Origin of the sequence: Sphingomonas brevis (assembly GCF_023516505.1) — a bacterium.
Classification (GTDB): domain Bacteria; phylum Pseudomonadota; class Alphaproteobacteria; order Sphingomonadales; family Sphingomonadaceae; genus Sphingomicrobium; species Sphingomicrobium breve.
The window spans coordinates 240,862-258,144 of the sequence record NZ_JAMGBB010000001.1; the positions used below are offsets into that span (position 1 = coordinate 240,862).

Annotated in this window: 15 protein-coding genes; 7 read left to right on the top strand and 8 right to left on the bottom strand. The window is 64.2% G+C overall.

Features of this window, described 5'->3' with window-relative positions; genetic code table 11:
• Position 1 precedes the first annotated feature (1 nt).
• The 4 genes from LZ518_RS01350 to LZ518_RS01365 all read left to right on the top strand — a co-directional run bounded on the left by LZ518_RS01350 (position 2) and on the right by LZ518_RS01365 (position 4,735).
• A complete protein-coding gene (locus tag LZ518_RS01350; protein WP_249914261.1) occupies positions 2–844 on the top strand; it encodes an MBL fold metallo-hydrolase in 843 nt (280 codons plus the stop codon).
• Positions 817–1,536: a DUF4230 domain-containing protein gene (locus tag LZ518_RS01355; RefSeq protein ID WP_249914262.1), complete on the top strand. Its 720-nt coding sequence runs from the start codon at positions 817–819 to the stop codon at positions 1,534–1,536. Before LZ518_RS01350 ends, LZ518_RS01355 begins: the two co-directional genes overlap by 28 nt.
• A gap of 19 nt (positions 1,537–1,555) precedes the next feature.
• Positions 1,556–2,557, top strand: coding sequence for a quinolinate synthase NadA (gene nadA / locus LZ518_RS01360; protein WP_249914263.1), 1,002 nt, complete (start codon positions 1,556–1,558; stop codon positions 2,555–2,557).
• A gap of 84 nt (positions 2,558–2,641) precedes the next feature.
• On the top strand, positions 2,642–4,735 hold the full coding sequence (locus tag LZ518_RS01365; protein ID WP_249914264.1) for a prolyl oligopeptidase family serine peptidase: 2,094 nt from the start codon (positions 2,642–2,644) through the stop codon (positions 4,733–4,735).
• Here LZ518_RS01365 and LZ518_RS01370 read toward each other — a convergent pair.
• Positions 4,732–5,178 (bottom strand): RidA family protein, encoded by a 447-nt coding sequence (locus tag LZ518_RS01370; RefSeq protein WP_249914265.1) that lies wholly within the window; start codon positions 5,176–5,178, stop codon positions 4,732–4,734. The genes LZ518_RS01365 and LZ518_RS01370 overlap by 4 nt on opposite strands.
• Position 5,179: 1 nt before the next feature.
• Positions 5,180–5,611: a DUF4112 domain-containing protein gene (locus LZ518_RS01375; protein ID WP_249914266.1), complete on the bottom strand. Its 432-nt coding sequence runs from the start codon at positions 5,609–5,611 to the stop codon at positions 5,180–5,182.
• A gap of 110 nt (positions 5,612–5,721) precedes the next feature.
• On the opposite strand from LZ518_RS01375, the gene LZ518_RS01380 reads away from it, so the two are divergent.
• Positions 5,722–6,699 (top strand): phosphatase PAP2 family protein, encoded by a 978-nt coding sequence (locus tag LZ518_RS01380; RefSeq protein ID WP_249914267.1) that lies wholly within the window; start codon positions 5,722–5,724, stop codon positions 6,697–6,699.
• A gap of 9 nt (positions 6,700–6,708) precedes the next feature.
• Here the strand turns inward: LZ518_RS01380 and LZ518_RS01385 are convergent, their stop codons facing one another.
• A complete protein-coding gene (locus LZ518_RS01385; RefSeq protein WP_249914268.1) occupies positions 6,709–8,214 on the bottom strand; it encodes an ABC transporter substrate-binding protein in 1,506 nt (501 codons plus the stop codon).
• A gap of 111 nt (positions 8,215–8,325) precedes the next feature.
• Between LZ518_RS01385 and LZ518_RS01390 the strand changes: the two genes are divergently transcribed.
• Both LZ518_RS01390 and LZ518_RS01395 read left to right on the top strand, forming a co-directional pair.
• Positions 8,326–10,317: a transglycosylase domain-containing protein gene (locus LZ518_RS01390; RefSeq protein WP_249914269.1), complete on the top strand. Its 1,992-nt coding sequence runs from the start codon at positions 8,326–8,328 to the stop codon at positions 10,315–10,317.
• 156 nt (positions 10,318–10,473) lie between these two features.
• A complete protein-coding gene (locus tag LZ518_RS01395) occupies positions 10,474–10,641 on the top strand; it encodes a Flp family type IVb pilin (protein ID WP_249914270.1) in 168 nt (55 codons plus the stop codon).
• Positions 10,642–10,745: 104 nt separating this feature from the next.
• Here LZ518_RS01395 and LZ518_RS01400 read toward each other — a convergent pair whose 3' ends face one another.
• The 5 genes from LZ518_RS01400 to LZ518_RS01420 are packed head-to-tail and all read right to left on the bottom strand — an operon-like array spanning position 10,746 to position 17,235.
• Complete coding sequence (locus LZ518_RS01400) at positions 10,746–11,441, bottom strand: FadR/GntR family transcriptional regulator (protein WP_249914271.1); 696 nt, start codon at positions 11,439–11,441, stop codon at positions 10,746–10,748.
• Positions 11,441–12,202 carry a helix-turn-helix transcriptional regulator gene (locus LZ518_RS01405; RefSeq protein WP_249914272.1) on the bottom strand — a complete coding sequence of 254 codons (762 nt, stop codon included), beginning with the start codon at positions 12,200–12,202 and terminating at the stop codon, positions 11,441–11,443. Before LZ518_RS01405 ends, LZ518_RS01400 begins: the two co-directional genes overlap by 1 nt.
• Positions 12,203–12,252: 50 nt before the next feature.
• Positions 12,253–13,599, bottom strand: coding sequence for an MFS transporter (locus LZ518_RS01410; RefSeq protein ID WP_249914273.1), 1,347 nt, complete (start codon positions 13,597–13,599; stop codon positions 12,253–12,255).
• On the bottom strand, positions 13,596–14,996 hold the full coding sequence (locus LZ518_RS01415; protein WP_249914274.1) for an FAD-binding oxidoreductase: 1,401 nt from the start codon (positions 14,994–14,996) through the stop codon (positions 13,596–13,598). The genes LZ518_RS01410 and LZ518_RS01415 overlap by 4 nt, the downstream gene beginning before the upstream one ends.
• Positions 14,997–15,000: 4 nt before the next feature.
• Positions 15,001–17,235: a TonB-dependent receptor gene (locus LZ518_RS01420; protein ID WP_249914275.1), complete on the bottom strand. Its 2,235-nt coding sequence runs from the start codon at positions 17,233–17,235 to the stop codon at positions 15,001–15,003.
• Between the last annotated feature and the right edge of the window lie 48 nt (positions 17,236–17,283).

Consider the following 17,283-nt stretch of genomic DNA (forward strand, 5'->3'; position numbering starts at 1 on the left):
GTTGGAACCGCTCGAGCCCGGCGTTGCCCGGCTGCTGGCGCATAATCCGTCGCCCTTCACCTATTTCGGTACGCAGACTTATCTGGTCGGGGACGATGAGCTGGTGGTGATCGATCCCGGCCCCGAGCTCGACGAGCATGTCGCGGCGATCGTCGAGGCGGTCGACGGACGAAATGTCGCGGCGATTTCCTGCACCCACACCCATCGCGACCATTCGCCGGCCAGCCGCGCATTGCAGCAGGCGACCGGCGCGCCGATCATCGGCTGCGCACCGCTGGTGCTGGAGAGCATCGGGCCGCGCGCCGACGCCAGCTTCGACAAGCAATATGTTCCGGACCGGGTGCTCGCGGATGGCGAAACGATCGAGTTCGATGGCGGCAAGAAGCTCACCGCCGTCGCTACGCCTGGGCACACCTCCAACCATCTCTGCTTCGCGTTTAATGACGCACTGTTCACCGGCGATCATGTGATGGGCTGGTCGACCACAGTGGTCGTGCCGCCTGACGGCGACATGGCCGCATACATGCGCAGCATGGATCTGCTTCGGCAGCGCGGCGACCGACTCTACTATCCGGCGCACGGCCCGGCGGTGACCAAGCCGGCGCAGCTGGTGCGCGGCATGATCGGCCACCGCATGCAGCGCGAACGGCAGATATTGAAGCTGGTCGGGCAAAGGCCACGCGACATTCCCGACATTGTCGCCCACGCCTATCCCGGGCTCGACCAACGGCTGGTCCCTGCAGCGGGTGGATCGGTCTACGCGCATCTGCTGGACCTTCAGCAGCGCGGACTCGTTGAAGCCGGCGAGGGTGAGACATGGACGAGAATAGCCCAACCGGATTGAACAAGCCTTTGGCGATCGGCGCGGTGATCGTCGCGCTGCTGCTCGGCCTGGTGGTCGGCGGAGCGCTGGACATCGGCAAGAGCCTGTTCGGCAGCAATCCTGAAACCGTCGCTTCGTCGGCGCTGCAATCGATGCGCGCGCAAAACCGGCTTGTGCCGTTCGTCGCCCGCTATGTCTCGGTGGTCAGCAGCCGGCAGGAGCGGCTGGGCGGGCTGGTCAGCGCCGAGCGCACCCTGATCCTGCCCGGCGACGTCCGCTATGAGCTCGACCTGGCGAAGTTGGAACCCGAGGACGTCAAATGGGATGCGGCGACCCGAACGCTGGCCGTGACCCTGCCGGAAATCGAGATAGCCGGCCCGGAAGTCGATCTCGCCGCCGCGCGGGAATATGGGGAGAGCGGCGTGCTGTCGGCGGTGACCGACGCCGACTCCGCGCTCGATCGCAACAACCGCGCCCGCGCGGTCGCCGATTTGCGCAAGCAGGCCGGCACGGCAGTGCCGATGAGGCTGGCGCGCGAGGCTGGGCGCCAGGCGGTCGAGCGCAGCTTCTCGCTGCCGCTCCAGGCCGCCGGTTTCGGCGACGCAAAAGTGGTCGCGCGCTATCCCACGGAGGGCTCGCCGGTGACGGTGCCCCTTGACCACAGCCGCAGCTATAACGAAGTGCTTGATGAAGCCGCGCAGAAACAGCGCTGACGCCTAAGGAACCAGGATCATGACCGCCCAGACAGAGTCGCTGAAGGGCCTCGATCTCCTCGCCGAGATCAAGCGCCTCAAGGAGGAGCGCAACGCGGTCATCCTCGCCCATTATTACCAGAAGCCGCAGATCCAGGACCTCGCCGACTTCGTCGGCGACAGCCTCGACCTGTCGCGGAAGGCGGCGGCGACCGACGCCGAAGTGATCGCCTTTTGCGGCGTACGGTTCATGGCCGAGACGGCGAAGATATTGAGCCCGGAAAAGATCGTGGTCCTGCCGGACATGGATGCCGGCTGCAGCCTCGAGGACAGCTGCCCGCCCGACCAGTTCAAGGCTTTCCGCGAGGCCCATCCGGACCATATCGCGCTGACCTACATCAACTGCTCGGCGGCGGTGAAGGCCTTGAGCGACATCATCGTCACCTCATCGTCTGCCGACGTGATCCTGAAGCAGATCCCCAAGGATCAGAAGATCATCTTCGGACCCGACAGGCATCTCGGCGGCTATCTTGCCCGCAGGACCGGTCGCGACATGCTGTTGTGGCCCGGCATCTGCATCGTGCACCAGGCGTTCAGCGAGACCGAGCTTCTGAAGCTCAAGGCCGAGAATCCCGGCGCTCCGGTCGCCGCGCATCCCGAATGCCCGCCGCACATCATCGACCATAGCGACCATGTCGGTTCGACCAAGTCGATCCTCGACTTCGCCATCCATTCGCCGAGCAAGACGATCCTGGTCGCGACCGAACCGCACATCATCCACCAGATGGAAAAGGCGGCGCCCGACAAGACCTTCATCGGCGTGCCGGGGGGCGACGGAAACTGCAACTGCAACATGTGCCCCTACATGGCACTCAACACGCTGGAGAAGCTGTACGTCGCGCTGCGCGACCTCCGGCCCCGGATCGAGCTCGATGACGAGACCATGGCCAAGGCCCGGGTGCCGTTGGAGCGGATGCTGGAAATGGCCGGCCGCACCGTCGGCCAGGGCGATGTCGGGAGGCCGAAGATCAGCGGCGACTGATTTTCCGCCACTCGTCGAAACCCGCGTTGACGCACTTGCGCCCCGCCGCCACCGTTTTGCGCAAATTTCCGGAGAGGTTCTCACTTGCGCAAGCTTTTCATCGCCGCCGCGACCGCGGTGCTCGCCACCGCTGCCGTCGCCCAAAGCGACGACCCTTATCTCTGGCTTGAGGACATCCAGGGCCTAAAGCCGCTTGAGCAGGTAAAAGTCTGGAACGCCGAGACCGAGGCGGATCTCACCAGGATTTCGGGATTCGAAGACCATCGCCAGCGCGCCCTGGCCATTCTCAACGATCCCAACCAGATCGCGGCACCCGACCAGGTGATGGGCGACCTGGTCGCCAACCATTGGGTCGACGCCGATCACAAGCGGGGGCTGTGGCGCGTATCGCCGCTCAATGCCTATCTTTCCGGCAAGCCGACATGGCGGACGGTGATCGACGTCGACGCTCTCGGCAAGGCCGAGGGCAAGAGCTGGGTATGGCACGGCGCCGATTGCCTGCCGCCCGAATATCAGCGCTGCCTCATCTCTCTCAGCCCCGGCGGCAGCGACGCCGACGTGGTTCGCGAATTCGATCTCGTCTCGGGCACCTTTGTCGAGGGCGGGTTCGTCGTTCCGGAGAGCAAGAATGCGGTGGCCTGGGCCGACCGCGACACGCTGCTCGTGGCGATGGCCGAAGGCGAAGGGACGGCAACCAAGTCCGGCTACGCGCGGATCGTCAAGGAATGGAAGCGCGGCACGCCGTGGAGCGCAGCGACCAAGGTCGCCGAGGTCGACGAGACAGCGATCGGGATCGGCCCGTTCGCGGTGATGGACGGTAACGTCCGCCGCGTCGCGATCAGCCGCAATGTCGGCTTCTATGAATCGCGCGTATCAATGCGTGCGCCCGACGGCCGCTGGGTCGAGCTTCCGATCCCGCAAACCGCCGAATTCAACACGGTGGTTTCGGGCCAGGCGATTGCGACGCTGGTCGAGCCGCTCGGCCAATTTCAGCCCGGATCGGTCGTCGCGTTCGACATACAGCAGATGCTGGCCGGCCAGAGCCCCGCGCCGAAGCTGGTGATGGCGCCAAGCAAGACCCAGGCGATCGAGGAAGTCTCCGCCACCGACAATATCTTGTGGATCAAGGCGCTCGACGATGTTTCCGGCAAACTGTTCGCGCTTCGCCGCCAAGCCGACGGCAGCTGGGCGAGCAAGCCAATGCCGCTGCCCGGGAATAGCACTGTTCACATCGTCGGGACCGCCGACAAGCAGGACATTGCCTTCGCCACCGTCGAAGGGATGTTGACCCCGACGACCCTGATGTCGGTCGACGCGGCCGGCAAGCTTGGCACCGTCCAGGCGCTTCCGGCCCAGTTCGACGCCTCCAACCTCACCGTCGTGCAGCGCTTCGCAGCGTCGAAGGACGGCACCCGTGTCCCCTATTTCCTGGTCCGGAAGAAGGGCGTGACCAAGCCGACCGGCACGCTGATCCATGCCTATGGCGGCTTTCGCAATGCCCAGACGCCGACCTATTTGACCGGCCAGCCCTATCGGTCCGGCCCGCTCGGCCTGTTCTGGGCCGAGAATGGCGGCGCGTTCGTGCTCGCTAACATCCGCGGCGGCGGCGAATATGGTCCCAGATGGTGGCGCGACGCGCTGCGCGAAAAGCGCCAGAACAGCTTCGACGACCTGGAGGCGGTGGCTCGCGACCTGATCCGCACCGGCGTTGCTCGCAAGGACGGGGTAGCCATCTCTGGAAGGTCCAACGGCGGTGTGCTGGTCGGAGCGGCGATGACGCAGCATCCGGCGCTTTATTCCGCGGTGATCTCCGGTTCACCGCTGATCGACATGAAGCGCTATTCTCAACTTCTCGCCGGCGCATCCTGGATCGACGAATATGGCGATCCCGACAAACCGGAGGATTGGGCGTTCATGTCCAAATATTCGCCATATCAGGCGATCAGGCCAGGCGTCCGTTACCCGCCGACATTTTTCTACCTGTCGACCAAGGACGACCGCGTTCATCCGGGACATGCGCGCAAGGCGACGGCGAAGCTCAAGGCCTTCGGCAACCAGGTCTATTACCATGAGTATGTCGAGGGCGGCCATTCGGTTGGCGCCGACCGTGCGGAGGATGCGACCCGGGCCGCGCTGCTGTGGGCCTTCCTCACCAAGGAAATCGGGACGAAGCGCTAGCCGGCCGCCGAAACCGATGGATAAGCGGCAATAATTGCCAGCGCTTCCAGTGTGACCGCATTATTATTGGGAAGGGTCGAACAGCCGATCGCGGTCCGGGCATGCCGCCCGCGCTCCCCCAGCCGCTCGACCAGCAGTTCCGACGCCGCATCGATCACCTTGTGCACCATGGTGAAATCTTCGGTGGCGTTGACCTGGCCCCTCACCAGCAGGATCCGCTGGATCGCACCGTCATCCTGACCGGCGGCCTGGCGCAGCACGGCCAGCAAATTCTCCGCGGCGCGCCTGGCTGCCTCGCACCCTTGTTCGAAGCTCAGCTCCCGCCCGACCTTGCCGGCGATCGTCTCGCCAGCGCGCGCCGGGCTGATCCCCGATACTGCGACCAGTTCGCCATGTCGGACATAGGACTCATATAATCCAATAGGCGCCGGCGGCTGGGCCAAGTCAGCGAGCCTCGACGTCGATGGTGCGGGTGTCGGGGTGATGCTTGTCGAGGTGGCGCTTGATCATCCTGACGTTGCGCGTGTTCGACCGGAAGAAAAAGTCGGGGATTGCGCCGATCCAGGGGATGGCGCCGAGCAGCATGTCGAACCCGATGTTTCCTGCCATCCGTGCGATCTGCCACTTCGACATGCCGAGGTTGCGCGCTTCCCAGGCGATATAGCTGCCCAACGCGGCGGCCGAGATGGTGCCGACGCCCGGAATGATGTCGAGAATAACGTCGAGGCCGACAGGCTTGTTGATGCCCGGGATGACGAACATCCGCTCGAGCAGCTTCTCCATGCCCTCGATCCGTTGCCTGACGGATCGCGGATCGGTCCCGAACGACAGCTCGCGGCGCATTTTCGGAGTTGGCGGATCGATGATTTCCGTCATGCTATCCTACATAGGCATCGCCGCACGCGCTGGAAATGGCCGGGGCCGGCGATGGTTTACCCCATCGTAATCAGCGCCTGATACCTCCGTTGGGTTCCAGGGAGCTGTCGATGTTTCCAACGTTGCGTTACTGGCTGGTGGCCGCGCAGGCGGCGTTCGTGCTGTCGCTGGCGGCGATCAGCGCGCGGCCGATTCCGTTCGAATATTCGCGGCCGATGGGCGCGGCGCTGATGATCTGGTCGGCCGGCTTCCTGTTCCTGCTGGTGCGGACGGCGATGTTCGAAACCCGGGCCGACCGCCCCGTCACTTCCTTCGTGCTTGGCATCAAGGGAGAGGCGGGTACGCTGTGGAAGGCTTTCACCTATGCCTTGCTGCTGGGGCTGGCGATGGCGCTTCACGGCTGGGCCAAGACGATGATACCGCATGTCGGCGGTTACTGGGCCGACCCGATGCTGGCCGACCTCGATTACCGGCTGTTCGGCCAGGATCCCTGGCACCTGTTCAGGTTCGATGGCCTCGGCCCGCTATTCTCCAAAATCTATGTCAGCTGGTTCCCGGTGACGTTTGGCACGATGGGCCTATTGGCGTTCAGCAAGCGCGATCATAGCGTATTGCTGACCTCTTTCCTGGCTATCCTGATCATTATCGGCACGATGGGCCAATATGTCCTGCCTTCGGCCGGGCCGATTTTTTACGAGCGGTTGGGACTTGGAGCCCGGTTCGACGAGCTGATCGTCACCACCGACCCCAGCGTCAACTTCCTCGCCGACTATCTGTGGCGAAACTTCGAATCCGGCGGTGCCAACCTCGGCACCGGGATCAGCGCAATGCCGTCGATGCACGTCACCATGGCCGTGTGGACCGCCTTTGCCGCTCGAGCCATCTGGCGGCCATTGGTCGTACCCGCGGTGCTCTACGCGTTGATCATTTACATCACGTCGGTCGCATCGGGCTGGCATTACGCAACTGACGGGCTTGTCGGCGCTGCCCTGGCCACAATAACCTGCCTGTGGCTGTCGAGAAGGGCGCAACAGGCACCCAAGTCCGGGTTGGCCGCGGAACCGGCAGCGGCCGGGGCCCTGGCCTAATTCGGCCGCCTATCGGCCATCACTGAAACGCTCGTTGGCAAGACCGACCAATGTGTGGCGGGCGAACTGGTTCTCGGCAAATCCGGGCGCCCGCCCGGAAACCAGCGACCAACGGATGGGCGCGGCAATCGGAATGAATAATTGCTCGCGGTCCATTTGCTCGGCGGCCTCGAGGAAGAGGGCGGCCCGCTGCTCAGCGAAGAGCGTGGAGCGGGCCTGCGCCAACAGCGCCTCACTCTCCTCGACGCAGATCGGGGCAATGCCGCAGCGGAACCGGCGCAGGAACCAGGCGGGAGAGGCCGAAGGCGCCACCTCGTCTATCCATACCAGGTCTGCCGAAGCCTCACTTGGAGCGCGTTCGACCTTGATTCCGATTGGCGCCCAATCATAGGCGAGGCGGGCCAGCAGATATTTCCCGCCCGGGCCATTGGGCAGGGCGATCCGCAGTGTTGGCCGTTCGGTACTGCCGAACAGCCGCCTGGCTTCGCTGACCAATGCCGTGCGGCGTTCCGTGGCCGGCTGATCAAGCCAGCTGGGCTGGGCCGGACTTCCAATTCCTTCCAGCCCGGCCTGAAGCAGGGTGGCACGCGGAACCAAACCGCCTACTCGAAGCCCGCCAACCAGCCCGGCGCGATCGAGCGCCCTGCTGAGCAGTCGGCGAACCTCGACCTCCTGAAGCGCGTCGTTGCGTTTGGTCGGCATCAGCCCGAACAGGCCGGCGACGGGGTCGAAGCGCAGCGCTCCTCGTGGCATTTTCTGGGCCAGGGCGGTCGGCAAATCGTCGACCGTACCGCCGACGACCAGGTCGAGCTTGCCGTCGGCGAAAGCCGCGGCGAGCGCCTTGGCGTTGCCGCCGCTGATGCGGACCCGTTCGACCGGATCCTCGGCATCCGGGATGCGGATGCGATGCGCCAACAGCAAGGCGCCCTTGGCTTCCTCGTCGGCGGGGAAGGCGGCCGCATCTTCCGGTGCGGGAATAAGGAAGGGACCGGTACCGACGCTGGCGCGCACCAGCCCGAACTCGGGTTGGGCAAGCAGTTGCAGCAGGTTCGGTCGCGGAGCCAGCAACCGGATCTCGATCACCCGGTCGGTCATCGCCACGATCTCGCCGACTGCGCCCAGCGTATCCTTGAGCGGATTGGTGCTTGACGGGCGAAGCTGCCGGCTCAGGATGCGGGCGACGTCGTCGGCGCGGATCTTGCGGCCATCGGGCCATTCGCCGGTCTGCAGCCTGAAGATGTAGCTCAGGCCGTCGTCGCTGACGTTCCATCGTTCGGCCAGTCCGGGGACGACCTGGCCGCGCTCGTCGAACCGCACCAGCCCCTGGGCCATGGTCTGCCGGACCAGCGCATCGCCAGGTGAGAGCGGCGCGACCACGGTCTCGACCAGCTTCGGCATCGGACCGATCGCCGCGACTCGCGCAACGCCCTCGCTTTGCTTGCCGCAATTCGATAGCAGCAGCCCTGCTGCGGCCAGCGCGGCAAGCAGTGCTCGTTTGGGCGTCAGGCCAGCCATCGGAACGGGTTTAGCTCACATGTGGAGTTCATCAACCACTGGATATTGGCATTGGGCTGTATTACCTGTCTAAGGCAGTACGACCGGCGTTGACGGGCCGGAAGGGGAGAGATGGCCGAAAACGACGCCTTCGGGCATGGCATCTGGCAGCGCGGCGGGGCCGATGTGGAGGTTTTGCCCGACCCGTTCGGCCGGGACGCCACCCGGCCGCCGCACTTTCCCGCTGGCGAGCCAAAGCCGTCAAAGCGGCGCTGGCTGCGGTGGGGATTCACGGCGTTCGGCGCGCTTCTGCTGATCACGTTGCTGTGGCTGATCGTCACCGCACCCCTCAGCCGCGCGCTCGAACCGCTCAAGGATCCGGCGATGCTGCTGTTGTCGCAGGAGGGTCGGCCGATCGCCAGGCGCGGCGCGGTGAAGGACGAGCCGGTTGAAGTCGCCAAGCTTGATCCGCTTACGTCGGCCGCGTTCATCGCCATTGAGGATCGCCGGTTTCGCAGTCATTGGGGGATCGATCCGCGCGCCATCGGCCGGGCGATGGTGGCCAATGCGCGGGCGGGCGGAGTTCGCCAGGGCGGCAGCACGCTGACCCAGCAACTGGCCAAGACCAGCTTCCTGTCCGCCGACCGATCGCTGAAGCGCAAGGCGCAGGAAGTGATCATCGCATTCTGGCTGGAAGGATGGCTGACCAAGGATGAAATCCTGTCGCGCTATCTGTCGTCAGTCTATTTCGGCGACGGCGTCTACGGACTGCGTGCCGCCTCCCGCCATTATTTCGATCGGGAGCCGGAGCGGCTGACGCTGGCTCAGTCGGCAATGCTGGCGGGATTGGTGCAGGCTCCATCGCGACTTGCACCTACCCGCAACCTGGCGGCGGCTCAGAAGCGCAGCAGGCTGGTTCTCCAGGAAATGGCGGACAATGGCTACATTAGCCAGGCCCGGGCCAAGGCGACCAAGTCGGCAAGGCCGGTCGGCAGCAACCAGGCGGTTCCGACCGGCACCTATTTCGCGGACTGGGTCGCGCCGCAGGCCGCCCAGGCGTTCGATGCCGATTATGGAGAGGTAAGGGTGCCGACCACGCTCGACGCCGATCTGCAGCGGCTGGCCGTGCAGGCGGTGTCCGGCGCCCGCATCGGCGATGCCCAGGCGGCGCTGGTGGCCATGCGCCCCGATGGCCGGGTAGTCGCGATGGTCGGTGGGCGCGACTACGGCAAGAGCCCGTTCAACCGCGCCACCCAGGCTCGCCGGCAGCCGGGCAGCGCCTTCAAGCTGTTCGTCTATCTCGCCGCATTGCGTGCCGGCTACACGCCGAACAGCATGATCGACGACAGGCCGATCACTGTCGACGGCTGGTCACCGGGCAACAATGACGGTGTCTACCGCGGGCAGATCACGCTCCGCGAGGCCTTTGCCCGCTCGAGCAATGCGGCGACCGTCCGGCTGGCCGAGCAAATCGGGCGGCAGAATGTCATTCGTGCCGCCCGCGACCTTGGCATCGACTCGCCCTTGATCGATCGCCCCAGCCTGTCGCTTGGCACGTCGGGCGTCAGCCTGATCGAACTCACGTCCGCTTACGCGGCCATCGCCGGGGGCCGCTATCCGGTCGAGCCAACCGGGCTTCAGCCAAAGAGCGAGGACGAGGAGGAGGGGCTATCGTCCTTTTTTGCGCGTGGCGGCCAGCTCGACGACCGGCGCGACCGTACGCCGATGCTGGCTTTGCTGTGGGCGGCGGCCAATGAAGGCACCGGACGGCGGGCGGCCCTGTCGACTCCGACATTCGGCAAGACCGGTACGACTCAGAACAATCGCGACGCGCTGTTTATCGGATTTGCCGGCAATCTGGTGGTCGGCGTGTGGGTCGGGCACGATGACGACCGGACACTCGGCAAGATCACCGGTGGAACGGCGCCGGCGGAAATTTGGCGGCGCTTCATGGCTCCGGCGATTTCGATCGACGGTCGCCGCGGACCGCCGCTGCCGGCCGGCTACAGGGTGCCGGAGCGCCAGAGAGACCGTAAGAGCCCGCTGCCCGATGACTGGAGCGAAGGCGGAGACGCGATCCGCCAGATCATTGAAGCGGTCGAGCGTCTGATCGAGGAAAATTGACCTCTGTTAAAAAAAGTTACGGTTAACGTTTGGAAACCGGCGCCTTTAAAGGTTTCTCAACCGTTGCAGTCGTAATCCTTCATGCAACCGACGCGGCTTATCTTGCGGAGGTGGGGAAATGTGGATTCCCGTGTGGAGCCTTGAAGGAGACCAGAGATGGCCAAGTTTCTGAAGCTTATTAAGTCGAAAAAGGGTGCGACCGCGATTGAATACGGCCTGATTGCCGCTCTCATCGCCGTTGCCGCGATTGCCGCTATGGGCAACATTGGTAACCAGCTGGGCAGCACGTTCAACAACGTGTCGTCTGAGCTCGCGACCAGCTAATCGACTTAAGATTAGCCTAAAAGACAGGCGGCGGCGTCGAAAGGCGCCGCCGCTTTTCTTTTGTGCGCAGTACGAAGAAAATCCGGTGGGGAAGTGCCGCCGTTCTAACTCAGCATTGCGCCGACGCTCTCGTCAAAATGGGCGGACATCCATTTCCGGGCGCTGTCGACATCCCTGAGCGCGATAGCCTTGGCCAGCAATCGATGGCGCTCGACGCTGTCGCGCCGCTCTTCGGTCGTCTGGCGGGTGCGCCACGCCTGCGGGATAGCAATCTTCATCAGTGGCACGAAGCTGATCACGATCTGATGGAACAGCTCGTTTCCGCTGGCCTCGGCGATTGCCAGGTGGAAGGCGATATCGGTTTCGGTGGTTTGCTCGTTGGCCTGGTCTTCGGCCTCCAGCTTCTCGGCCAGTTCGACAATGCCGGCAGCCTGGGCAGCCGAAGCATTGGCCGCGGCCAGCATCGCCGTCCTGACCTCGATCGTCCGGCGGACGTCCCACACGTCGATTACCTTGATCTGGGCGGTTGAAATGGCGTGATCGAGCGACTGCGCGATCACCGACCCGTCGAGCGCTCCGACCCGCGGCTTGCGGCCGTTGGCGACGTCGATCAGTTTCAGTGCGGCCAGCGCCTGGAAAGCTTCGCGCATCACGGCGCGGCTAACTCCCAGCCGTTCAGCGAAATAGCCTTCGCCGGGGACGGTGTCGCCGACGCGGAGGTTGGAATCGCGCATGTAGCCGGTGACGGCGTCGATCGCGGTCTGGACCAGCGACTTTGCGGCGGGTGCTTGCGCGTTCATCAGGCGGCCACCGCACAGGCACGGAAATCGCTCGGGCTTCGGCCAAATCGGCGCCCGAACGCGCGGGTGAAACTGGCGTTGTTGAGGTAGCCGTTGCGATAGCCGATCAGGCTGACCGGCAAGTCGGTCGAAATCAGCTGCCGGCTCGCTTCTGCCAGGCGCCGCTCCGACAGCGCCTCGCTCACCGTGCAATGATAGGTTTCGCGAAACCCGCGCGACAATTTGCTGCGGTTGATGCCGCAGCTGCGGGCAATCTGCCCCAGGGTCAGCTTCTCCTGCCATTGATCGTCGATCAGTTGGCGGGCCGCGGCGATCCGCTGCAGATCCCCCTGCGACATGGTCGCGGGACCGCTAGCGGCGGCGAGACGGCCTGCTGCCGCCGCGCTGAGCAATTCGCAAAGCAGTTCGATGCTCTTGGCCAGCTTGTAGGGCGTTCCCGCCGCTTCCGGCTTGGCGCAGTCGCGAATCGCGAGCGCAATCGCACGCATTTCCGAAGGCAGGAAGTAGGACGCGCCATCGGCCAGGTCGAGCGCTCCGCCCAGCAGGCGCTCGCAGGCATCACGGGCAACGATGAAGATCAGGCGGACTTCGTCATCGCCTTCTTCAAGCACGTCGATGGCCGGCTTTTCATGAAACCGGAAGGTGGCCGGGCAGCCGAAGTCGAATTCGAACGCCACCGGCGATGTTGGCCATCGATGACCGGCCATTACCCCCATGCCGACCAGTGTCAGCATCTCCGGCGATACATCGATGGCTTCCATTTGCTCTTCGCCCCTTGAACAGCCTGTTTTCGATGAATCGCCTATAATAGCTATCTGATAGCTTTGTCTAGACCTGTCTGACAGGTCGGCGCTAAGGGCGCTCGTTTCATCGCCAGCCAGAACCCAGCCACGGAGACTATGCCAACCGCAACACCGACGATGGCAAGCGCGGTGGCGAGGTGCTGCTCGCCGCCGAGCAGGCCGCTCACTGCGGTGACCAGGGTCGGGGCGATTCCGAAACCGATCAGCCCGGCTATGGCGATGAACGCACCAATCGAAAGGCCGCGCAGTTCATTGGGGAGCAGCACGGTGAGTGCCACGGAAGTGACCAGCCCGGTGACCGTACCCGCGAGAATCAGCATGAAGATGAGGGCTGCAAAGCTGGTGACGCCGGGCATGATCGGGAACAGCGCCGCCGGGACACCGATGAGCGCCGCGATGACTGCCCCGATCAGCAGGCCGCCCTGCCGCCCGGATTTCTGACCCCAGTCGGCGGCTAGACCGCCGATCACCGCACCGATGACCCCGGTGACCAGGACGATGGCGCCAAGCCAGCTGCCGAAGTCGGCCGGGGCCTGGTGGTAACCGCGCTCAAGCACCGGCGATGCCCAGATTCCAGCGGCCGCATCTGCCATCACCACACTTGTCTGGCCGACGAAAAGCGGGATCAGGAATGCGCGCCGTTCCCACAGTTCGAGAGCCACAGTCTTGAACGGTGCATGCGGGCCCGCTTCGACCTCATGGCGGGATGGCTCGCGCAGGGCCAGCAACGGAAGCAACAGCACGGCGCTGCCGATGCCAAGCGCCCACTGCGCGCTGCGCCAGGCGCTAACCTCGCCGAACCAGTGCGGAGCTTCTGCCCTGCCGAAGAAGCCCAGCAGCCAGCCTGCCAAAGCGAAGCCGGCCGCAACTCCGAAATTCTTGCCCAACGTGCTGATCAGCATTCCTCGGCCGCGCTGATCGGGGAGGCAAAGGTCGGCCGACAGGGAAAGCGCCGCGGTCAGCGCGCCGGTGGTGCCAATCCCGGTCAACATCCGGCCGATGAACAGCACAGTCGCGCCCGGCGCGGCGGCCGTTACAAAACATCCCGCGGTCCAGATTGCTCCCATGATCATGAGCAGGCGCACGCGATTGCCGCGATCGACCCAGACTCCGATCGGGATGGAAAAAAGCACCAGCGGTACCGCGGCACCGCCGCCCTGGATCAGCGCCAGTGCCGTATCCGACAGGCCCATTTCCCGTTTGGCGCTTTCGGCCATGATGCCGAAGCTCTGCATGGCGGTGAATCCGATCGCGATCGCCAGCGCGATGATCAGCAACGCAACAATGGACCGGCCGATTGAAGGCGCCGGTGCGGACGTCACTTCCGGATCGATCGAGGCAGGGGCGAAAGTCATAGCTGGAACACCTTGCCGGGGTTGAGCATGTTGGTCGGGTCGAGCGCTCGCTTGATCGAACGCATCAGGTCGACCGCGTCGCCCAATTCTTCCTCGAGCCACTCCTGCTTGCCGAGACCGATGCCATGTTCCCCGGTGCAGGTGCCGTCCATCGCCAGCGCGCGGCGGACCAGCCGGGCATTGATCGCCTGGACTTCCTCCAGCTCGGCCTTGCTGTCGGGATCGATCGAAAAGACCACGTGGAAATTGCCGTCTCCGACATGGCCGAGAATGGTCGCGGGCACGCTCGATGCCTCGAGCTCGGCCTTGGTCTCGCCAATGCATTCGGCCAGCCGGCTGATCGGCACGCACACGTCAGTCGCCCAGCCGATCGCGCCAGGCCGCATGTTGACCGCGGCATAATAAGCCTCATGGCGCGCCTTCCACAGAGCCGACCGCTCCTCGGTGCGGTTCGCCCAGCGGAACTCGCCGCCACCATTGGCCGAGGCCAGTTCCTTCACCGTTTCGACCTGCTCGGCGACGTAGCGCTCGGAGCCATGGAATTCGAAGAACAGGGTGGTCAGCTCCGGCAGGTCCATCTTCGACCATTTGTTGACCGCGCGGATCTGGGCGTCGTCGAGGATCTCGACCCGGGCCAGCGGAATGCCGAGCTGGATCGACTGCACTACCGTGTCGACGGCGCCGGCGATGGTGTCGAAGCTGCAGGTTGCGGCCGAAATGGCCTCGGGTATCGCGTGCAGCCGCAGCGTCGCCTCGGTGATGATGCCGAGCGTGCCTTCCGAACCAACGAACAGGCGGGTGAGGTCATAGCCGGCCGACGATTTGCGGGCACGGCGGCTGGTCCGAACAACGCGACCATCGGCAGTGACGACGGTAAGTCCCAATACCGCCTCGCGCATCGTCCCGTACCGGACCGCATTGGTTCCGGACGCACGGGTCGACGCCATGCCGCCGATGGTCGCGTTCGCGCCAGGATCAATGGGGAAGAACAGTCCCTGGTCGCGAAGATGTTCATTCAATTGTTCGCGGCGCACGCCGGCTTCGACCACGCAGTCGAAATCCTCGGCATTGACCGCGACGATCCGGGTCATGCGGCTGAGGTCGAGCGAAACTCCGCCCTGAACCGCCAGCGTATTGCCTTCGACCGAGGTGCCCGCGCCGAAGGCGATGATCGGGACGCCGGCTTCACGGCACAGGTTGACCGCCTCGACCACCTCATCGGTGGACTGAGCGAAAACCACCGCGTCGGGCGGCATGGGGGCGAAGTGAGTTTCACTTTTGCCATGCTCCAGCCGGATCGCCTGACCCTGCTGGAAACGGTCCCCGAACCGCTCGCCTAACGCGGTTGCCAGTCCCCCCGGCAGCCCGCTCCCGGCGCCCTGAGTTGCAATGCCCATGACATTAGAACCGCATCCGGGCGCGGACACCGTAACGGCGCTTGTCACCCATGATCCCCAGGTCGGACGCCAGCGGGCCAGGGCCGAATACATTCTCCAGCGTCGTCTTCTCGATGAAGGAGTCGTAATATTTCTTGTTGAGGGCGTTGTTCACGAACGCGCCGACCTCAATGTTGTCGAACGCATAGGTGATCGCGCCATTGAGCAGCACATAGCTTTTCAGCACTGGCGCACGCGTTTCGCTGATCGAGGCGCCGATCCGGCTGCCCTTGGCGACCGCGCCTGCAGTCAAGGTCAACTCGCCGGTGCCGAGCGGCACGACATAATCGCTGTTGATGTTGAACGTCCAATCCGGCTGGAACGGCAAACGCTTCGACGCCAGCACCTTGCCGGTCGTTTCGGTGTAGATGTCGGAATCGGTGATGCGGGCGTGGACGTAGCTGCCGCCTCCGGTCAGGGTCCATGCCTTGGTCGGGTGATAGGCAAATTCGACCTCGGCGCCGTAGCTGGTAACGTCGCCGGTGTTGAGATCGACGGTCACCGCGCTGCCGTTCGTCCCCAGAACGAACTGGTTAAGGCCGATATAGTCCTTGTAATCATTGTAGAAGATCGCGCCGGCCACCGACAATTTGCGATCCGCCGACAGATATTTGCTGCCGATTTCATAGGTCCAGACGCTGTCGCCCTTATAGGTGCGGAAGGGCGCCGTCGGTCCGTTGAATCCGCCGCCGCGGAAGCCCTTCGAGATCGAGGCATAGGTCATCACCTCGTCGTTCCAATGCTTGGTGACCGTCAGCTTGGGCAGCAGTTTGGTCGATTCGATCGAGACTTCGTCGATCTCCGTCAAGGGAACCGGCGACACTTCATCGAGGTCATGCAGGCCGAGCAGGATCGTCGATCCAAGCGCTCCGCCGGCGGTCCGCGTTTCATGATCCAGGCGAAGGCCGAGCGCGACTTCCAGGTCTTCCATCGGCTTCCAGAAGGCGTTGGCGAAGGCTGCGTAGCTGTCGCCCTCACGCGAATCTTCCGTTCCATTTACCTGGGTGATCGGGCCAAAGATCGGGTGAACGACGCGGACCACGCCGAGGCCTTCGCCGTCCAGCGTTTCGTGACTGTAGTAAAACCCGATCAACGTTGAGAATTGGCTCGACCATTCGCTATCGAAGCGGAGCTCGGCCGAAGCCGTCTTCAACTTGTCGCGCGATTCCTGGCGGCCGATGTCGACCGAGTTGAAGTCGATGTCGAGGTCCGGCGTATGGCCGTCGCGCTCGTCATAGGCTCCGATCAACGTGATGTTGGTGTCGGTTCCAGCTTCCACCTCGAGCTTTGCGTTCACACCCTTGTAGTGAAAGAACTGGGTGTTCTTGGCGTTGAGTTCGACCGTCCGCTGATAGTCGGTCGGGCCGTCGATATGGGAGTAAGGGATTTGTCCGCCCTTGACCCATTCATAATAGCCGTTGACCGTCAGCACGACACCTTCGGTCGGCGCGGCGCGCACGGTCGCGGTCAGCGTATCCATGTTGAGCGAATTGGCGTCGGTGTCGAGCAGCGTATTGCGGATGAAGCCGTCCTGCTGGCGGTGCGCCGCCGCGACCTTCACCTGCAGCTTGTCCTCGATAATCGGCCCGCTAACCGAACCATAGGCGTCCCAGGCGTTGTCGGGCCCGGCATAGCTGCCGCCGACCCGGGCGACGAAGCGGTTACTCGGCTGGCGGGTAATGACATTGAGAGCACCGCCCAGCGTGTTTTTGCCGTACAGCGTGCCTTGCGGTCCGCGCAAAACTTCGACGCGGTCGACATCGACCAGCGGATTATTCAGGTAGGACGTGTTCGGCTGATAGACGCCGTCGACGAAGATGCCGACGCCCGGCTGGACCGTGCCAACCAGGGTGGTGCCGACGCCGCGAACGGCAAGGAACACGCGGCCGACGCCGTCGCTGTTGACGTTGAGGCTTGGCGTTAGCTGGGCGACGTCCTTGATCTGGGTCAGGCCGCGCTTTTCGATCGTGTCGCCGGTGACCGCGGTGACCGCGACCGGAACGTCCTGAAGCACTTCCGAGCGCTTACGGGCAGTAACGACGATCGCCTGGTCGCCCTCGGGCGCGTCGGTGGTTGCAGTGGTGTCCGCCGCCTCAGCCCGCTGCTGCTCGGCAGGGGCCGGCGTTTCCTGCGCGAAGGCAGTGGTGCTGCCGAGCGCGATGACGCTGGCCGAAAGCAACATATGAACGGTGCGGTGCATGTGCATCCCCTTATTATCCTGAGCTTCGCAGGCTTGGCGCCTATCTAA

What these genes read in the sequence shown, in the direction of transcription:
- LZ518_RS01355 (WP_249914262.1), top strand. Translation starts at nt 817, where the DNA reads ATGGACGAGAATAGCCCAACCGGATTGAACAAGCCTTTGGCGATCGGC.
- nadA (WP_249914263.1), top strand. Translation starts at nt 1,556, where the DNA reads ATGACCGCCCAGACAGAGTCGCTGAAGGGCCTCGATCTCCTCGCCGAG.
- LZ518_RS01375 (WP_249914266.1), bottom strand. Translation starts at nt 5,611, where the DNA reads ATGACGGAAATCATCGATCCGCCAACTCCGAAAATGCGCCGCGAGCTG.
- LZ518_RS01380 (WP_249914267.1), top strand. Translation starts at nt 5,722, where the DNA reads ATGTTTCCAACGTTGCGTTACTGGCTGGTGGCCGCGCAGGCGGCGTTC.
- LZ518_RS01385 (WP_249914268.1), bottom strand. Translation starts at nt 8,214, where the DNA reads ATGGCTGGCCTGACGCCCAAACGAGCACTGCTTGCCGCGCTGGCCGCA.
- LZ518_RS01390 (WP_249914269.1), top strand. Translation starts at nt 8,326, where the DNA reads ATGGCCGAAAACGACGCCTTCGGGCATGGCATCTGGCAGCGCGGCGGG.
- LZ518_RS01395 (WP_249914270.1), top strand. Translation starts at nt 10,474, where the DNA reads ATGGCCAAGTTTCTGAAGCTTATTAAGTCGAAAAAGGGTGCGACCGCG.
- LZ518_RS01400 (WP_249914271.1), bottom strand. Translation starts at nt 11,441, where the DNA reads ATGAACGCGCAAGCACCCGCCGCAAAGTCGCTGGTCCAGACCGCGATC.
- LZ518_RS01405 (WP_249914272.1), bottom strand. Translation starts at nt 12,202, where the DNA reads ATGGAAGCCATCGATGTATCGCCGGAGATGCTGACACTGGTCGGCATG.
- LZ518_RS01410 (WP_249914273.1), bottom strand. Translation starts at nt 13,599, where the DNA reads ATGACTTTCGCCCCTGCCTCGATCGATCCGGAAGTGACGTCCGCACCG.
- LZ518_RS01415 (WP_249914274.1), bottom strand. Translation starts at nt 14,996, where the DNA reads ATGGGCATTGCAACTCAGGGCGCCGGGAGCGGGCTGCCGGGGGGACTG.
- LZ518_RS01420 (WP_249914275.1), bottom strand. Translation starts at nt 17,235, where the DNA reads ATGCACCGCACCGTTCATATGTTGCTTTCGGCCAGCGTCATCGCGCTC.